The following is an 18,102-nucleotide window of genomic DNA, read 5'->3' as shown; positions in this document are numbered from 1 at the left end:
TAAATTTTCAACAATGTTGTGCACTGCTTTTATCTCTTTTATAATCTAGATAACAGTATCAGATATTGAAGGGAGTAATGCAAATGACAATCAGCACAAAAAATGAAATTCTGGATCATCTTCTTTCAAAGAAGGTGGAACCGGACTTAAGAAATATCGAGGAATTTTCTGCTCATATTCTGAGCAGTGAACTCCATATCAGCCGATCTCTGGCAAGCCAGTATCTTAATGGCTTCGTAAAGGAAGGTCTTCTTATAAAAATCGCTACACGACCTGTGTATTTCCTTTCCAGAAAAAACATTGAGGAACAATTTCAGGTACAGTTTAAAGAGAGTATGTTTTACAGCGTTGAGGATTTTCTGGATACGTTGTCTAAAAAAACATGTATTAAGCGCAATTTTATGAAAATGATCGGGTATGACACTTCTCTTCATACTGTGATTGATCAATTGAAATCCGCATTAAAGTATCCTCCAAATGGTCTTCCTGTGATTCTTTATGGAGAAAAAGGCAGTGGGAAGTCGCTTATGTGTCAAAAAATGTTTGAGTATGGACAGGATGCAGGTATTATTCCCGAACAGGCTCTGCTGCAGAAATATAAGGTCCTTGAACAGGATATGCAGTTGGCCGAACAGCTGTTGGGAACAGAAGTCAAAAAAGGGTTACTGGAGCAATGCGAAGGTGGTATTCTCTATCTTACACAGGCACAGAATCTGAGCAAGCATGATCAGCAGCTCCTCATGCGTATTTTGGAGGATGGAGGCTTTATTCGTGGAGGAATACGAATCACGCTTCGTACAAGAATCATACTTTCACTGGATGAGGATTATCAGAAATATCTGGATTATGACCTGATTCAATGCTTTCCAATCATTTGCCGGATGCCAAATTTGGATGAGCGCTATCAGGATGATAAGGAAGAGCTGATTATACATTTCTTTAAGCAACAGTCATGGAAGCTGGGGAGATATTTGCTTGTTAGTAAAAACCTCATTCATATACTACTGACTAGAACCTATAAACGCAATATTGATGAATTAAAACGTACGGTAGAAGATGTATGTGCACGTGCAAACAGTGAGGAGGAAACGACTGATCAGCTGTATATTCGTATGTATCAGCTTCCGGATTCCATTTTAATGGATTTGGGTGAACAGGATTATATGGAGGAACAGGTGGAGTATGTGGATATTTCCTCCTTTAAACGAAATGAAGAATCAAGAAAGCTGCTGGAGCTGTTTGAAACTATATTAAATCGTGTCCCAAAGGATGAATCGACTTCTATGATTTCGTATGTAAAGGAGCTGAATGGTGTATTGACTCAATATTGCAGTGCAATAGCATATAACGAGAAATATACAAATCAGCAGATCCTTGCGTTAGAGCATACGATTCGTAATATTTTGAACCGCGTTCTTACAACATACAACGTTTCAATTCCATATCACTGCAGCCCGCTGTTTGCGGCTTGTATTTATGGCAGGCAGTCCCATAACAGGATACTTGAGGAATGGAAACAGGAGCATGCCTATGAAATCAGCAAATGTCTGAGCCTGTTGGAAAAGCAGTATCCCCAGGGGTATCTGATCTGTGAGAAGCTGAGCTATGCCCTGCTTGCAAATCTGGAATTAGGGTTTGATGATATGGAAAAAGTAATTCTCATGATTCATCTCGGCTTTTATCATGAGCATGCCCATCAGAATAAATATTTGTCCATTATTATCGCACATGGCTATTCCACAGCCAGCAGCATGGCCGAGGCCATAAATTCTCTGCTGGGCAGCTATCTGTTCGAAGCCTTTGATATGCCTCTGGATACCTCCATGCCGGATATTGCGGACCGCCTGAAACGCTATATTGATCGCTATACAATAAAAAATGATATCCTTTTGCTTGTGGACATGGGATCACTGGAGCATATTGATGAACAGCTGACTATGATAGACAATAAGAACATCGGCATCATCAACAATGTATCGACAAGACTTGCTCTGGATATCGGAGAATCTATACTGCAGGGAGCGGATATGGAATCGTTATTAAGGAAAGCGGCAGAGCATTCTACAAGTACCTATACACTTGTAGAAAACAAGCAGAAAAAAGATTTGATAATTTTCATATCGGACAATGGAATCAAAATGGCGAATCGCATGCGGGAATTATTTGCGGATTCATTGCCGAAGGCCATCGATATCGAAATGCTTTCTATCGATCTATTGGATTTCAGAAATGAAGACTATATGAATGAAATTGCAAAGGAATATAATATTCTATTTGTATCCGGTATCTGTTCCAGCATTGATTGTCCGAAGCAGTTTATATCACTGGAGGATTTGATTACCTCTAATCAGCTGGATTATCTGAGAACCTTGCTTAATAAATATTTGACGATTGAAGATATAGATACATTTACGAGAAATCTAATCCATAATTTCTCACTTGGCAATGCATTGGATACCTTATCTATTCTGGATGCAAAAAAGCTGCTGGAGTTTGTAGAGGGTGCTGTCAATCAAATGCAGCTGCAATTGGACCGCCGCTTCTATGGAAATACGCTAGCTGGATTGTATATTCATCTATGCTGTATGATTGAACGTCTGGTAACAAAAGAACCCATTACCAATCACGAGGGTTTGCAGCTATTTGAGAAAGAAAACAGAAAGTTCATAGAGATAGTAAGAAGAAGCTTCACAAAGGTATGCAGCCATTATGGCGTAGAGCTATCTATGAGCGAAATATCCTATTTATATGATTATATCAAAGAAGACAAACTGCATGGAACGCAAGAGGGGGATTTCTAAATGAAAACAAAAATTATTATCGCAAGTCATGGAAGATTTGCAGAAGGTATTATGGATAGTCTTAAAATGATTGCGGGAGAGCAGGACCATGTAGAACCGCTTTGTGCTTATATTGATCGTAGCGTTGACTACAGCGCACGCATACGACAGCTGGTAGCTGATCATGATTATGAAAAGCAGGCGCTTCTGGTTATCACAGACTTGTTGGGAGGTAGTGTGAATAACGAATTCATGCGTTTTACAGAGGATTATCCGTTTTATCTGGTTTCCGGATTAAATCTCAGTCTGCTGCTGGAATTAGCACTGTATCCGGACGAATTAAAATCAGATACGATTCAGAAAATCGTAGAGCATAACAGTGATTATATAGTATTCTGCAGTGGAGACACTTTACACCTGCAGGAAGAAAACGATTTTTAGGAGGATGAACATATGATTAAAATGCTTCGTGTTGATCACAGACTTCTGCATGGACAGGTAGCCTTTTCCTGGACCGGGTATCTCGGGGTCAACTGCATATTGATTGCGAATGATGATTGTGTAACTAATGATCTGCGCAGAACAACGCTTCGCCTCGCCAAGCCATCCAGCTGTAAGCTGATTGTAAAAGGCATCGAAGAATCCATCGCGGCATTAAACAGCGGGAAAGCAGATAAATACAATCTGTTTATTGTTGTGGATAATGTAACGGATGCCTATCGTCTTGCCAGTGAGGTGGACCGTATCCATATCGTCAACATTGGAGGTCTGAAAGCAGGAGAGCATACACATCCGCATCCCTCCAATCATAATATCAATTTTACAGATGAAGAGGAAATGATGCTTCGGGAGCTGGTCGATAAGAATATTGATGTAGAGCTTCGTATGGTTCCCAGTGATCCCGTTAAGCGACTTTAAATGAAAGAGAGGAATGAAGTATGATACAAGCAGCATTGATAGCACTGATAGCTTTTCTTGCCTATATGGGAGATGCTCTTGGATATTCACAATATGACCGTCCGCTTTGTACTGGCGTACTGGTTGGTATCGCATTGAATGATGTACAGCAGGGACTAATGGTGGGGGCCAGTCTGGAATTGGTCTACATGGGGACATTGACAATCGGTGGAGCATTTCCACCCGATATTTACACCGGTGGAATCCTGGGTACGGCATTTGCAATAACCACAGGCTCCGGTATCGAGGGGGCAGTTGCCCTTTCCCTTCCGATTGCAACCTTCGCCTTGCTGATAAAACAGGTTATTTATACGTTTGTAAGAGGATTCTTTGTACACCGTGCAGACAGCTATGCATTACAGGGGAATGACTCCAAGGTAGCTGCCATGCATGTATGGTCAACTTTGGCATATTGTGTGCCGATGGCAATTGTAGTCGGAATTTGTTTCTATGTCGGAGGTCCTGCAGTTCAGGCAGTGCTTGATCAGATACCGGCATTCATTATGAAGGGATTGTCAGCTGCAAGTGGCATGCTGCCTGCCCTTGGCTTTGCCATGCTGGTGAAAATGATTATCAGTAAGGAGCTGGCTCCATATTTCTTTATCGGCTTTCTGATTGCCAGCTATCTGCAGATTCCTGTGCTTGGAATTGCATGCATCGCGATTTTAATTGCTCTGCTGGTTATTATGAATGATCGTAAGAAAAACAATGTGGAGATGGGAGGTATGGATGATAATGAATTCTAATTCTGTAGAGAAGAAGCTGACAAAAAAAGATTTAAAGCAGGTGTTTGTTCGTTCGATAGCGTATAATTCATCGTTTAATTACGAAAGGCAGTTAAATCTGGGATGGGCATTCTCCCTTATGCCGGTATTGCGCAAGCTATATAAAGATGATGAGGAACAAATGAAAGCAGCATTAGCCCGTCATTTGGAGTTTAACAATATTACCCCATTTATCTGTACAGTACTATTTGGTATAACTGCGGCGATGGAAGAACAGAATGCGAATGATAGGGACTTTGATACTGAATCCATCAATGCTGTTAAGGTAGGACTCATGGGGCCGCTTTCGGCAATCGGTGATTCAATCTTTCTTGGAACACTGCGTGTAATAGCCGCAAGTCTGGGCTGTTCTCTGGCATTGAAGGGCAATATCTTGGGACCCATCATCTATCTGCTTATCTTCAATATTCCGAATTTTGCATCTCGTTATTTTCTGATGTACAAGGGGTATGAGCTGGGAACCAGCTTTCTGAATAAGGTAGAGGAATCCGGCATCATGGATAAGATTTTCAAGGGAGCCGGTATTCTGGGATTGATGGTTATAGGTGGAATGGTCGCAACCAATGTCAGTGTTCCCCTGACGGTAGCTTACGACGATGTGAAAATTCTGGACACCATTAACGGCGTTATGCCTAATCTTCTACCACTATGCTTTACCGGACTGATCTTCTATTTCCTGAAAAAGGATATTAAGGTAACCTATATTCTGGCTGGTATCATCCTGTTTGGTATCCTTGGTGCCGCCATTTCGATGTTTTAGGAGGTTGTATGAAAATAGGATTGATAAATGAAGATTCACAGGCAGATAAGAATGCCATGATATTTGATATTCTGAAGCAGGAAGCAGAGAAAAAAGGACATACGGTATTCAATTACGGTATGTATACGGAACAGGATAGTCATCAGATTAATTTTACGCAGATAGGTATTCTTGCAGCGGTTCTATTGCACAGCCACGCAGTAGATTTTGTCGTGACGGGCTGCGGAACAGGGCAAGGAGCTATGATTTCCTGTAATGCGTTCGCTGATGTTGTTTGCGGCTATGTCAATACACCACTTGATGCGTATTTGTTTACCCAGGTGAATGCGGGAAATGCGGTATCTTTGCCATTCTCCCAGTATTTTGGATGGGGTGCTGAAATCAATCTGAAGTATGTGTTCGAAAAATTATTTGCACAGGAATTCGGTGGTGGCTATCCGCAATGCTATGCAGAAGGTGAAAAACGTAGCAGAGCACGTATGATGAATGAAACAAAGCTGCCTGCCCAGTATGCATTGCTGGAAGCATTACAGCGAACAGATCAGGAATTGCTGAAGCAGCTTCTGGATTATCCACAATTTCAGGAGCAGTTTTTCAGAAATGCAGAGGATACACCTGTTACACGATTCATAAAAAACCTGTTGCATCCATAGGTTTAAATGTAAAAACATATAATATAAAATGCCATGTAAATTCAGGACAGAAAATTGTAGCTGATAATAATTAAAATGCGAAGGAAAAGCAGCCATTTATAAGGGAGGTTCTTTCTTGCTTTAGGGTGTTTGCAAAAGGGAGACTTCAACTTCTATTGATAACTATAATCGTATGGATGTCTCCCTGTTTCAAGTTTACCTGCAATCAAGAAAGAACCATAAGGAACCGGCTGCTTTTCGTCTTGCTATGAAAGCAGCGTGCATGGATTCTCATAGGGAACAAAGAACAACCTATCATGATAAATCTTGCATTGTAAATCAGAATTCTATATTTCTTCATTCGCTGGTTTCTATAAACTTAGAAATGCGATATAATAGGAAGAGAAAGTGAGTGATATAATGAAAAAAGGAATTCCGTTAGGAATCATGAATTACAGAGAATTGAAAGAAAAAAATTATTATGTAGTTGATAAAAGTCTTCTGATTCAGGAATTTCTTGAGCGGATGGCAAAAGCCACGTTGGTTACACGCCCCCGCAGATTCGGTAAAACACTCAATATGAGTAGGCGCTGCCCGCCCATGGCGTGCTTGCAGAATTCTTCGATATCACAAAGAATTCAAAAGTAATTTTTGCAGATACTGACATTATGAAAACAAAGTACGCAGAACATATGAACAGCTACCCGACAATATTTCTTTCATTTGCAGATGCAAAGGATAGTAAAAACCGGATTGTTGCATGCGTGAAAGAACAACTGCTTAAGGTATATGATCAATACTCCTTTACATTGGAAAATTTGAGCATCTTTGAAAAGCCCCAATTTGATTCTATTTTGAAGGGACTGTCAAATTTGGATGATGGAAATCTGGAGACCGTTGATCGCGCCATCAGTTTTCTTATGACAAGGTGTCATCAATACTATGGAAAGCGGGTCATGCTTTTTATAGACGAATAGGCGCTGCCCGCCCAAGGCGTGACACGCCTTTTATAGAAGCTCATACGGGAGGTTTTTATGAAGATGTACGCGGGGCGTTTGCTGCTTTGCTTCATACCTCACTGAAATCCAGCGATGATTTGGAATATGCTATGATTACCGGGATACAGCGTGTTGCGAAGGAGAACGTTTTTAGTGATTTGAATAATATATTTGTATGCACAGTGAAGGATGCTGATTATGCAAGCTATTTTGGATTTACAGAGAATGAAGTTAAGAAGATGCTTGTTGATAACGGGATGGAGTATACAGCTGATGTAAAGGAAATGTATGACGGATATAACATAGGAGGCATCGACATCTACACTGCTAGTGGGCAGAGCCTAATCCATGGTCAATTGTGAACTATGTATGCAAGAAGGTATTGGCTCCCTACTGGATCAATACCAGTTCCAATACAATGATCAAAGAAGCAATGCAAAGCTGTGAACAGGATTTTAAGGATGATTATGAGAAACTTATCAAAACCGGTACAGTAGAAACATTGGTGAATTTTGAAACCTCCTTTTATGAATTGAAAAATACATCCAGCTTGTGGGGACTATTTGTCAATGCGGGATACTTAACTGTACATAAGACTTTGGATGTACTTGAGGACATGTACTCCTTACGGATTCCCAATAATGAGGTCGCAAGAGGATTTCAATCACTGACGGTGTTTTTTCTGAATGTGGATGAAACCACGGTGGCAAAAATGTTTCAGGCACTAAAAACACAGAACTGGGATGAATTTTTGAAGAATTATCAGAAAATGCTGCTGGAGTCTGTCAGCTATTATGATTTAAGAAATGAGAATTCATACCACTCACTGCTTTTAGGTATGTGTATGTGGCTGCGAAACGATTATGAAATCGTCAGTAACAGGGAAAGCGGCGAAGGACGTTTTGATATTTTGCTCAACAGTAAAAACAATGCTCTGCCATCTATGCTGTTTGAATTGAAATACACGAAGGATGAGAATGTGAATCTGGAAGCATTAGCTGCAGCGGGTATGGAACAGATGAAAAAGAAAAAATATGGTATCGGTTTGGAGAACTGTGTTTATATCGCCTTGGCACATTGTGGAAAACGTGTTTCCATGAGCAGAGAATAAGATAATGAAAAGAAGTTTCGAGACGATTGTGTTTATGAAATAATCACAATCCACAAAGAAACTTCTTTTTATCTGTAGAGCTAAACGAGTGCCGCGGATTTAAACTATTGTACAGATACCATAGGACAGGCGATACCTGCTTCAGCAGTTTCATAGTCTGCGGATTTCATCTTTTCACTTCGCATATTTTCTCATGCTTTTGCAAGGTCAGACACGAATTTATATCAAACGCAAAGAGCCTTTGTATTTTCAATTATGAATCTTCATATTCAAAGTGAATTTCTAGCTATCGTATGATGGTTAAATTCCATATTTTACACAGCAGGCAGTTGACATTTTATGCAGCTTCCTGTACGATATAGGTGACTTAATAAAGAATCTTTAAAAAGAGGCGGTGATTTATTGGCTTGGAATCCCATACAGATGAAACAGGAGAATCTATCTGTTTTACGAAACGTATTTCTCAAGCAGCACAGTGCGACAAAGCCACAGCTGGCAAAGCTGAGTGGTTTAAGCGTTGTGACTGTTAATTCTTTAATCCATGAGCTTTTGGAAACCGGCGAAGTAATACAAAAGCAGATGCTTCCATCCGGTGGAGGACGACCTGCCCTGCAGTATCAGTACAATGGCCGTTATAAAATGGCATTAACAGCGTATATGTATGTTCAAGAGGGAAGAGAGCGGTTATTTCTGGAGGTTCAGGACTTATTTCAAAACATGGTAGCATCCGATGCCTATGAGATAGCGGATATGGATATTGATATGCTGGAGCATGCCATTTCGAGGTGGATGAAACAGTATCCGACAATTTCAGTTATGGTCTTCGGTATTCCCGGTACGGAGCATCAGGGAAAGCTGAAGGTTATGGATTATGCAATCTTCCAATCACAGGAGCTGTTCGCAAGACTGCGCAGCACCTATCAGATGCCTGTGCTTATAGAAAATGATATCAATGCGGCTTTATTCGGTTACTGTCAGCGGCAGAATATACGTCAGGAATGTACAGCGGGTCTGTATTTTCCAAAAAAGTATCCGCCGGGTTCAGCACTCTATATCCGCGGAGATATTTATCGCGGCGCGAATCACATGGTAGGTGAGCTTGATCAGCTGCCACTGGGCGTTGATTGGAGAGAACAGAATATCAGTGATGAGCAGCAGCTGCGTAACATGGATTTGCTTATACAAAGCATCGCCTGTATGTATGATCCGCATGCGCTTCTGATTTATTGTGACACAATGGATGAGGCACTGCTGAAGAAGCTGATTACTATCATGAAGACGGAGTGGAAGGTGCTGACGCCTCCAACGATGATCTTACGTAGCAGTATCCACGAGGATTTCTCACTGGGCGTCAGAGAAATAGCCGCAAGAGAGCTTTTTGATCAGATCATACGGAAAGAAAGAGGTACTTCATTATGAAAAAACTGGATCTGCATATGCATTCCAAATATAGCGACGATGGGCAGTATGAACCCATAGAATTATTGAAAATGTGCAAAGCTGCCGGTCTGGATATGATGGCCATTGCCGATCATAACAGTGTAAGAGGAAGCCGGATTGCACTTCGCCATCAGCAGGAATATGGAATCACCTGTATACCTGCAATTGAAATAGATGCCGTGTCACAGGATGTCGGCTATCATATTTTAGGATATGGAATTGATGTTCATAATCCTGTATTTGATGAAATTGAGGAGCATGTGGCTTCTCAGGAACGCGAGGCAAGCAAGCGCCGCCGCCAGCTGGTACGGGACATGGGGATTGCCTTTGATGAAAAGCGTATTCAGGAATTAAGCCCCGGCGGTATCACGACCGGTGAGGCGATTGGAGAGGCTGCTATGGAGTATGATGTGGAAAAGAAAAACCCGCTTCTGCAGCCGTATTATCCAGGGGGAGAACGCAGCGATAATCCTTTTGTGAATTTTTACTGGGATATATGCGCACCGGGTAAGCCTGCCTATGTGGAAATTTTCTATCCAAGTGTCAGTGCCATCGTGGAGCTGCTTCACCAGCAAAATGCATTGGCCATTGTGGCACATCCCGGGATGAATGCCAAAGAACAGATGGATCGCATACAGGATCTGCTTCAACTCGGTGTTGACGGGTTTGAGGTGTTCAGCTCCTATCACAGTGAACAGCAGACACAGTTTTATTATGATCTGGCAAAGAGCCACGGCTTGTATATGACCTGCGGAAGTGACTTCCACGGGAAGACGAAGCCTGTAGTTCACATTGGTATGTGCAGCATGGAGGAAGAGGAAAATACACGTCTGGTGCGCAAGCTGGAAACACTGCGCATATGAGAAAAAGCTGCGGTTATGCTCTCAACCGCAGCTTTTTCCATGGAAATGTCCTGACGAATGCCGCTTTTTTACGTATAATGCAGGCAGAACCAAGGCGTTCATTCTCTCATAATATCATTAGATGTCAATACCTGCACGTTCCAGTCCTCCCTGTGTAAAGTGCCAGCTTTTGATATGTCTGCCCTTGCTCAGAAGTGTCACGAAAGCCTCACCCCTCAGGGTTTCCTGTATCCTTCCCTGCATGGCTCCCTGTTTCGGTGAAGCAAGCGTGTGCCCCTTTTCACCAGACAAGCGTATACGCAGCTCCAGAGGATATTGCTTCAGCACGATTTGCTGGTTTTTCCTGTCCTCTGTGGCACGACACCCCAGATAGGTCGCAAAGCACAGCTGTTTTTCATGAACCATCAACACGCAGATACAGCCCTGAAAGGAGCCGGTGAGAAATGGAATATGTGCCAGAGAAAAGAAAAAGCAGGAAGCAGTGTCCTCACAGTTGTTTGACTGAAACCAGGCATAAGCGGAGGGAAACGAGGTACCGCGGTCCTTCTCCATATAGCCGCTACCATGAATCTGAAAGCAGCGATTGTTCAGTCGGATTGTTCCGCTGACGGTGTGACGCAGAGAAATGATGGAATGCACACATTCCATAGGCACGTAGGAAAACGGACCCATAATGGTCGGTGCATACGGGGAAGTATGCAGCGGTGTTAAGGAGCTGTGCAGCAGATCCGCCTGCAGCTGCGGCAGGCGCAGTGTTACGGAATTCATAGACAGCCGGTTTCCTCTGATGTTAAGCACAAACGGATGCTGCTGTATGGTTACAGCCTTCCATGGATACTCCACATAGCGGCTTTTCTTCGTATGGGTGTCAAGAAACTGAATAAATGCGCTTTTCTTAGCATTGCTGATCTGTAATCCGAAGATGATTGCAAAGCTGATTTCTTTGGTTTGAACACGTACATACCAGCCCTCAAACCAGGGCTTGTTTCCCTTTGGCAGATGCAGTGCGAATTCCTGTTCAAGTGATGATTTCATAAGCAGCCTCCCATGTTCATTCGTATATCGCATGGAATATTGTATGTAGGAAGGATGCTTCCTATACCCATGGATTCTTCTTTACGCAAGGAACTGTTTTTGAAAGATGCTTTTCAACTTTCTCCAATAAGAAAGAAACTGAGATCAGGGGATGAACACTTTCATATCTCAGGCTGAACACAGGCTGTAATCTTCATTTCTGAAGGAACAGTTAGACATTCTGCCGGCTTCTTGCTAATGAAAAAGCGGTAAAAGTAAGAAGCTGTAATTCATCAATATATCTAATAGAATCCAGCTTGGATAAGGACAAAATAATATCGTATGGCAGTAATCTCATAGATTAAGAGTCCCCTTTATAGTAGCCTTGATTGATTTATTCTCCGCTGAATCGTAATCAATCATAAAAAAATGTTAAAAATATACAAAAAAATGGTATTGACAACGCTTTCAGCGTGGTGCTATACTGTAGGTGTGGATAAAGAAATGACTGGATTGTAATTCTTAACTTGATTTTAGGAAGCAAGACCTATCAGTAAATCCAAATTTTTGGTATGATAACGTCTTGCTTTTTTGTGTCTTATAAACATAAGCGAAATGAGCGGGATGTGCAGAAACGGAGACTGTTAAAGCACAGAGCTTCATATATAAAAAAGGTGAGGCTGTGAATTGAACAAGGAAAACAGGAGGGAAAGAAAATGGAAGTTTTATGTAGTCCGGTGAATGGCAAAGCTACTATGCTGGAGAATGTACATGATGAAATGTTCTCGGAAAAAATGCTGGGAGACGGTATCGCAGTGATACCGGATGAGAATGAATTGAGGAGTCCTGTGGAGGGAACGGTAACCATGATTTATGAAACACAGCATGCAATCGGTATTCAGACAGATTTGGGAACCGATATTCTGATACATATCGGTATCGACACCGTGCAGCTGCACGGGGTACCGTTTCAAACAAAAGCAAAGGTTGGAGATCGGGTTAAGCAGGGAGATTTGCTGACCATCGTAGACTGGGATATGATAAGAAATAAAAACATGGATGTTATTGTGCCGATTATTGTAACAAATAAAAGGGTTGATCAAATGAAAACAAATGGGGATATCAGAGTGGGGGAGCCTTTGTTTGAGATAGTGTAAGCGGGTACTCATATGCAGATCAAGAAAATTTATAACAATAACATCGCCATGGTCAAAAACGAGGCTGGGGATGAGGTCATTCTGGTGGGAAAGGGCATTGTATTCGGTTTGAAAAAAGGGGATGAAATTCAGGCGGAAAAAGCGGAAAAGAAGTTCGAGCTGAAGGGGGAGGCGAAGCATAAATTTGAAAAAATGATTCAGGATACACCAATCGACTATATTCTGGTATCCGAGGAAATCATTGCGTATTTCAAGGAGCACAGCACGAAAGCACTGAATGACGGTATTTATGTAACACTCACCGATCATATAGCGAACACCATAGAGCGCATACGAATGGGAATAGATTTCGACATGACGATGCTGTTAAATGTGAAGTCTTTGTACAGAGAGGAATATAAGCTCGCTTTACATGCAATCGAAATGCTGCGCAATGCATTTCATCTTCATATCGATGACAACGAAGCAAATTTTATAACACTGCATATCGTCAACGCCGAGCTTACCTCCAATATGATGGAAATATATACCATTACATCCATCCTGGAAAGCATCAATACAATTGTGTTGCAGAGCTTCCAAGTCGATGTACAGGATAATTATGATTTTGACCGGTTCCTCATCCATTGCCGCTTCTTTGTGCAGCGCATTGTCAATGCGGAAGCCGGTGTGCACCAATCAACGGCAAATCAGGTAATCTTTCAGATGATGAAGGAACAGAGTGTGCAGCAGTATGCCTGTGTAAATCAAATCGCAGAGATGCTGGAAAAAAAGTATGCATACTCTGTCAATGATGAGGAAAAATTATATCTTCTGATTCATTTGAATAAATTAACGAAGGACAGCGTTTAGAAAAAGAACCCTGAATAACATACAAAAAAAGCCTGTAGAGAGCTTTTGGAATACCGGTACAGCATTGCCGGCTTACTCTTGTTTCACTGGTTTCAAAAGAGATAGCTATATGTGATATGTACCCGTATGATATACCGGAAAGCCTGGGGATGAACGGCACTTTCTGCGGCTTGTATGTAGTCTTCAGTTCTGATATAAAATCAGTGAGAAAGGGATATAGAGAAGTAAGCCAAGCGATACCATCTCTATACTAGGTGAAAGACACACAGCATTGGATGGTGACGGTAGATCCGGCCAAACCTCTTAGAAAATTTATTTTCATAAAGGAGGAAATTTTTATGGCAAAGTATACAGAAATGGCCAAAGGAGTCTTGACGAATGTTGGCGGAATTGAAAATATCACATTCGTTGAGCACTGTGCGACGAGATTGAGAATTCACTATAAGAGCAAAAACAAGGTAAATGTGGAGGCCCTGAAAACGGTGGACCGTGTTGTTGGACTGGTTGAGAAAGCCGGACAGGTACAGATTATTATCGGTCCGGAGGTCAATGATGCGTATAATGAATTTCTGGATGTTTCCGGCTTCAAGGTAACGGATGAACAAGCGTCCGTGGGGAATGATTCGTCCGATGATGAGCAGGAAAAGAACTTTATGTATTATTTGAATGTCTTCGGAAACAAATGTGCGGCAATCTTTATGCCGATCATTCCGGCTATGATTACCGGAGGTCTGATCCTGGCTGTTAAAAACCTGCTGGTAAACTACTTCGGTATGAGTGCGGATGGCGGAACTGCGACACTGCTTCTGAATATCTTCACGGCTGGTTTCTCGTTCTTCCCGATCTGGATCGGATACTCCTTCGCGAAATCATTGCGTATGGAACCGATTATGGGTGGTTTTTTAGGAGCTGTACTGTTTGTATGCAGTGATGCGAAGGGGCTTGATTTCCTGGGACTCAGTGTGCCAACCGTAACCTATGCAGGCAGTGTGTTCCCGATCATTCTGGGTGTGGCTGTTATGTATTTCGTTGATAAATTCCTGAAACGCGTCATTCCGGAAATGTTTGTGTATTTCTTAAAACCAATTCTAACCATGATCATCGTTGTTCCTATCACCTTGATTGTTTTAGGACCGATCGGTACCGTGTTAAGCAACAGTGTCGGTGCCGCAATTCAGGCAGTCATGAGTGTTGCCGGCTGGATTGCAATGCCTATTCTGTCTGCCCTGTATCCGTATATGGTTATGCTTGGGCTGGATAAAGCATTTACACCGATTATGGCACAGTCCATTGCGGAAATCGGCTATGATCCATTCAATATGGTTATGGGTCTTGTATCCAATCTATGTATTGGCGGCAGTGCACTTGCAGTTGCGTTCCATTTAAAAGATAAAGCGAAAAAGGGTATGATTTCATCCTTTGGTATTACAGCGCTGTGCGGTGTTACAGAGCCTGCCTTCTACGGCTCCCTGATCATGCGTCCGAAATGTCTGATCGGTACTGCAATCGGTGCGGTATGCTCCGGTCTGATTGCCGGAATCTTCGGTCTTCAAAACTATGTTGTCGGCGGATGTCCGGGTCTGTTATCCTTCTTCTATTTCCTGCCCGCAGATGGTTCTACGGGGAATATCATCCTATATTTTGCAGTAGCGGTTGTTGCGATTGTCGTATCCTTTGTGGCGACCAGCTACATTCTTAAAAAAACAGATACTGTGAAAGAATAGAGTAAGAAAAGACTTTGACGAAACTGTATTTGTTGAAGTCTTTCTTTCAAATGAAACAAATAAAGGAACGAAGAACACGGAGGTAAGAAAATGAAGGTACTCGTCGGAGAGTTTGTCACAGAATCAAATGCTAATATTCCCACTATATGTACGATAAAGCAGTATGATATCGGACTCGGTGAGGATTGTATTCAGAAAATGGGAATCCGTGAAGTTTTTGAAAGGAACGATGTTACGCTGATTCCCAGTATATATGCAAATGCCGGAGCTGCCGGTGTTGTAGAGAAAAGCGCATTTACGTATATCGAGCATATGTTTATCGATACGCTAAAAAAGAATTTGCATGAAATTGACGGTATTTTCCTGATGCTGCATGGTGCCAGTGAGGTGGAGGAGCTTGGGTCCGGAGATCATCATATTTTAAAGGAGCTGCGTAAACTTGCCGGTCCGTATTTACCGATTGCGATTGTATGTGATCCGCATGGAAATTTATGCAAGGAATATGCAGAATCGGCAACCATCCTGCGAAGCTATCGCGAGTCCCCGCATACGGATGCTGATGAAACAATGGAAAAGGTAGCGGAAATGCTATGTGAGCTGTTGAAAAAACGGCGTAATATTCATGCGGTATACCACAAGCTTCCTTTGATTCTGGGTGGAGAACAAAGCGTATCTGCGGATGAGCCGGTCTTATCAATCAACCGGTATATGGATGAACTGGAGAAGGACGATCGTATCTTAAGCTGTTCCTGGCATGTTGGCTATATCCGTCATGATTGTGATGTCGCAGGCTGCGGTATCATTGTTGTTCCATACAGTGAGCAGGATTTGCCTTATGCACAGGAGGCTGCGGATCGTCTGGCTGCCTATGTATGGGAAAAGCGTCATGAGTTTCATTATACAGGCTTAACAGCTTCGCCTTCCAAAGCGTTGCAGATGGCACTGGATTTTCAGGATAAGCCGGTGTTTATCACGGATTCCGGTGATAATGTAACATCGGGTGCAACCGGATGGAACACCGGTATACTGCGTCAGGTGCTGCAAACGGAAACGACAAAAAAATTTTTATTTGCGACCATATGCGATCCTGCCGCATACCAGACACTGTCCGCATGTAAAACAGGGGAGGAGCTTTCCTTTACTCTGGGTGTAGGCTTTGATGAGCTGAGCAGTGCGGTGGAGCTGGATGCTGTTGTGAAAAGCAGTGGAAACCTGACAGGCTTTATGATGCATAATCATACCTCTGTTTTCGGACACTGTGTCAATGTTCATATAAAGGGAACTTCGATCGATATCATGGTTGCGGATACCGGTTGGGCAGTTTGTGAGCTGCATCAGTTTGTCAGTGCAGGCATTGATGTCGATGCGTATGATGTTATCGTCGTAAAGCAGGGGTATATTTTTCCCGATTTCAAAGCAAAGGGGAAGCTTTGTGTCATGTCACTGACCGAAGGGGCAACTCTTCAGGATACTGCACGTCTGCCATTTAAACGTATCATGCGCCCTATGTTTCCAATCGATGATATCTGAAGCATACCAAACGTATATACGGATTATATGACAGGAGGAGGAAGCAGATGAAAATTTTAGCAGCTAAATTTGTATTGGAGGCAAATGCCCATGTACCGATGAAATGTGATATGGAGAATGTGGCGTTGTCTTATGGAAAGGAAGCACTGTCACACATGCAGCTTGGCAATGTGTTTGATGCAGAGGATATAGATCTCATTCCGGTAATCTGTGCGGATGCCGGATGCAGCGGAGTGATGAAAACATCCTGTTTTATGTATATTGAGCAGCGCATTCTACAGGCTGTGAAGGAACATGTAAAGGATTTGGACGGTATCTATCTTCACCTGCACGGCGCAAGCTTTGTAGAGGATATCGGTTCGGGGGAGCATCACTTGCTGCGCTGTATTCGCAGGATTACCGGCCCCTATCTGCCCATAGCGATATCCTGTGATCCGCATGGAAATCTGACAAAGGAATATGTGGAGAATGCCACCATTCTTCGCAGCTTTCGGGAGGCACCGCATACTGATATTCCGGAAACTGTACAATTTGTATGCCGTGCACTCGTTCAGGAAATCCGCAATCGGATGAATATGCGTCCTGTATACCGAAAGCTTCCATTGATACTGGGAGGAGAACAGAGTGTTTCTGCGGATGAACCGGTACGTTCCATCAATCAGTTTATGAATGAACTGGAAAAGGATGAGCGGATACTGAGCTGTTCGTGGCATGTCGGATATCTGCGTCATGATGCCCCGGAAGCAGGCTGTGGGATTGTCGTAGTGCCAAGCACACAGGACTTTCAGCAATATGCTGAAGAAACAGCAGATCAGCTGATGAACTATGTCTGGGGTAAGCGCCATGAATTTCATTACACGGGTCTTACCAGAGAACCGCAGGAAGCATTGCAGGCGGCTCTTGATTTTTCAGGAAAGCCGGTGTTTCTCACGGATTCCGGGGATAATGTGACCTCCGGGGCGATGGGGGCTAACACATTTATATTACGGCAGGTGTTAGCTTGTGAACATCTGACAAAACGCTTTTTGTTTGCCGCGATCAATGATCCCGCAGCCTATCAGCTGCTGGAAGCACATGATGTGCAGGAGCAGGTTCATTTACGCCTTGGTATGGATATGGATGAGTGTACAGCTGCGGTGGAGCTGGATGTAACAATACTTGCAAAGGGCCGGCAGGAAGGAACGCATATGTATGGGGAAGAAGGAGATTACGGAGGTCTGGTTAGCGTATCGGTAAAGGGTAAGCCGATAACGATCGTTGTTACGGATAATAATCATTCCTTTGTGGAAAAGCACCAGATGGACGCATGCGGTATCGACTGGGATGATTATGATGTCATCGTTGTTAAGCAGGGATACATCCATCCGGAATTGAAGGAAAAAGGAAAGCTGTGCATCATGTCCTTAACGGATGGGGCAACCTTGCAGGATACAAAGCGGATACCGTTCAAGCTGATTATGCGTCCGATGTATCCGCTGGATGATATGTAGCATATGCTC

General features: G+C 42.8%; 18 protein-coding genes. 17 read left to right on the top strand and 1 reads right to left on the bottom strand.

Going from position 1 to position 18,102, the window contains the following annotated elements:
- The first annotated feature begins 83 nt into the window (after window positions 1-83).
- The 12 genes from KSZ58_RS07965 (at window position 84) to KSZ58_RS07915 (ending at window position 10,326) form a co-directional block, all read left to right on the top strand.
- Entirely contained in the window at window positions 84-2,801 is a 2,718-nt protein-coding gene (locus KSZ58_RS07965; RefSeq protein WP_142419870.1) for a PRD domain-containing protein, read from the top strand.
- The gene (locus KSZ58_RS07960) at window positions 2,802-3,221 is read left to right on the top strand and encodes a PTS sugar transporter subunit IIA (RefSeq protein WP_008816994.1); all 420 of its coding nucleotides are present in this window, start codon (window positions 2,802-2,804) and stop codon (window positions 3,219-3,221) included.
- 12 nt (window positions 3,222-3,233) lie between these two features.
- Window positions 3,234-3,698, top strand: a complete 465-nt coding sequence (locus KSZ58_RS07955; protein ID WP_002607502.1) for a PTS sugar transporter subunit IIB — start codon at window positions 3,234-3,236, stop codon at window positions 3,696-3,698.
- Window positions 3,699-3,718: 20 nt separating this feature from the next.
- The gene (locus KSZ58_RS07950; protein ID WP_008726996.1) at window positions 3,719-4,483 is read left to right on the top strand and encodes a PTS sugar transporter subunit IIC; all 765 of its coding nucleotides are present in this window, start codon (window positions 3,719-3,721) and stop codon (window positions 4,481-4,483) included.
- Window positions 4,467-5,282 (top strand): PTS system mannose/fructose/sorbose family transporter subunit IID, encoded by an 816-nt coding sequence (locus tag KSZ58_RS07945; protein ID WP_008726997.1) that lies wholly within the window; start codon window positions 4,467-4,469, stop codon window positions 5,280-5,282. The genes KSZ58_RS07950 and KSZ58_RS07945 overlap by 17 nt, the downstream gene beginning before the upstream one ends.
- Before the next feature lie 8 nt (window positions 5,283-5,290).
- A complete protein-coding gene (locus KSZ58_RS07940) occupies window positions 5,291-5,935 on the top strand; it encodes an RpiB/LacA/LacB family sugar-phosphate isomerase (RefSeq protein ID WP_002607506.1) in 645 nt (214 codons plus the stop codon).
- 399 nt (window positions 5,936-6,334) lie between these two features.
- Window positions 6,335-6,562, top strand: a complete 228-nt coding sequence (locus KSZ58_RS07935) for an AAA family ATPase (RefSeq protein WP_002607807.1) — start codon at window positions 6,335-6,337, stop codon at window positions 6,560-6,562.
- Window positions 6,520-6,891, top strand: coding sequence for an AAA family ATPase (locus KSZ58_RS07930; protein ID WP_257372857.1), 372 nt, complete (start codon window positions 6,520-6,522; stop codon window positions 6,889-6,891). Before KSZ58_RS07935 ends, KSZ58_RS07930 begins: the two co-directional genes overlap by 43 nt.
- Window positions 6,843-7,274 (top strand): AAA family ATPase, encoded by a 432-nt coding sequence (locus KSZ58_RS22650; RefSeq protein WP_233108936.1) that lies wholly within the window; start codon window positions 6,843-6,845, stop codon window positions 7,272-7,274. Before KSZ58_RS07930 ends, KSZ58_RS22650 begins: the two co-directional genes overlap by 49 nt.
- The gene (locus tag KSZ58_RS22645) at window positions 7,271-8,023 is read left to right on the top strand and encodes a PD-(D/E)XK nuclease domain-containing protein (RefSeq protein WP_233104379.1); all 753 of its coding nucleotides are present in this window, start codon (window positions 7,271-7,273) and stop codon (window positions 8,021-8,023) included. The genes KSZ58_RS22650 and KSZ58_RS22645 overlap by 4 nt, the downstream gene beginning before the upstream one ends.
- Window positions 8,024-8,446: 423 nt before the next feature.
- The gene (locus KSZ58_RS07920) at window positions 8,447-9,442 is read left to right on the top strand and encodes an ROK family protein (protein WP_233105146.1); all 996 of its coding nucleotides are present in this window, start codon (window positions 8,447-8,449) and stop codon (window positions 9,440-9,442) included.
- Window positions 9,439-10,326 carry a PHP domain-containing protein gene (locus KSZ58_RS07915; RefSeq protein WP_154410990.1) on the top strand — a complete coding sequence of 296 codons (888 nt, stop codon included), beginning with the start codon at window positions 9,439-9,441 and terminating at the stop codon, window positions 10,324-10,326. The genes KSZ58_RS07920 and KSZ58_RS07915 overlap by 4 nt, the downstream gene beginning before the upstream one ends.
- A gap of 117 nt (window positions 10,327-10,443) precedes the next feature.
- Here KSZ58_RS07915 and KSZ58_RS07910 read toward each other — a convergent pair whose 3' ends face one another.
- Window positions 10,444-11,361, bottom strand: a complete 918-nt coding sequence (locus KSZ58_RS07910) for a hypothetical protein (RefSeq protein WP_009587362.1) — start codon at window positions 11,359-11,361, stop codon at window positions 10,444-10,446.
- Between the two features lie 695 nt (window positions 11,362-12,056).
- Here KSZ58_RS07910 and KSZ58_RS07905 point away from each other — a divergent pair.
- The 5 genes from KSZ58_RS07905 to KSZ58_RS07885 all read left to right on the top strand — a co-directional run bounded on the left by KSZ58_RS07905 (window position 12,057) and on the right by KSZ58_RS07885 (window position 18,093).
- Window positions 12,057-12,497, top strand: coding sequence for a PTS glucose transporter subunit IIA (locus KSZ58_RS07905; RefSeq protein WP_002607814.1), 441 nt, complete (start codon window positions 12,057-12,059; stop codon window positions 12,495-12,497).
- Window positions 12,498-12,509: 12 nt separating this feature from the next.
- Complete coding sequence (locus KSZ58_RS07900; protein ID WP_009269706.1) at window positions 12,510-13,349, top strand: PRD domain-containing protein; 840 nt, start codon at window positions 12,510-12,512, stop codon at window positions 13,347-13,349.
- Window positions 13,350-13,687: 338 nt separating this feature from the next.
- On the top strand, window positions 13,688-15,073 hold the full coding sequence (locus tag KSZ58_RS07895; RefSeq protein ID WP_009269705.1) for a PTS transporter subunit EIIC: 1,386 nt from the start codon (window positions 13,688-13,690) through the stop codon (window positions 15,071-15,073).
- A gap of 90 nt (window positions 15,074-15,163) precedes the next feature.
- Window positions 15,164-16,603, top strand: a complete 1,440-nt coding sequence (locus KSZ58_RS07890) for a M81 family metallopeptidase (protein WP_009587346.1) — start codon at window positions 15,164-15,166, stop codon at window positions 16,601-16,603.
- A gap of 47 nt (window positions 16,604-16,650) precedes the next feature.
- A complete protein-coding gene (locus tag KSZ58_RS07885; RefSeq protein ID WP_074748401.1) occupies window positions 16,651-18,093 on the top strand; it encodes a M81 family metallopeptidase in 1,443 nt (480 codons plus the stop codon).
- Window positions 18,094-18,102 lie beyond the last annotated feature (9 nt).

The organism is Erysipelatoclostridium sp. DFI.2.3, from assembly GCF_019132535.1.
Lineage (GTDB): Bacteria > Bacillota_I > Bacilli_A > Erysipelotrichales > Erysipelotrichaceae > Clostridium_AQ > Clostridium_AQ innocuum.
Note: the sequence above shows the minus strand (reverse complement) of the source record. Positions and strands in the feature narration are given on the sequence as shown.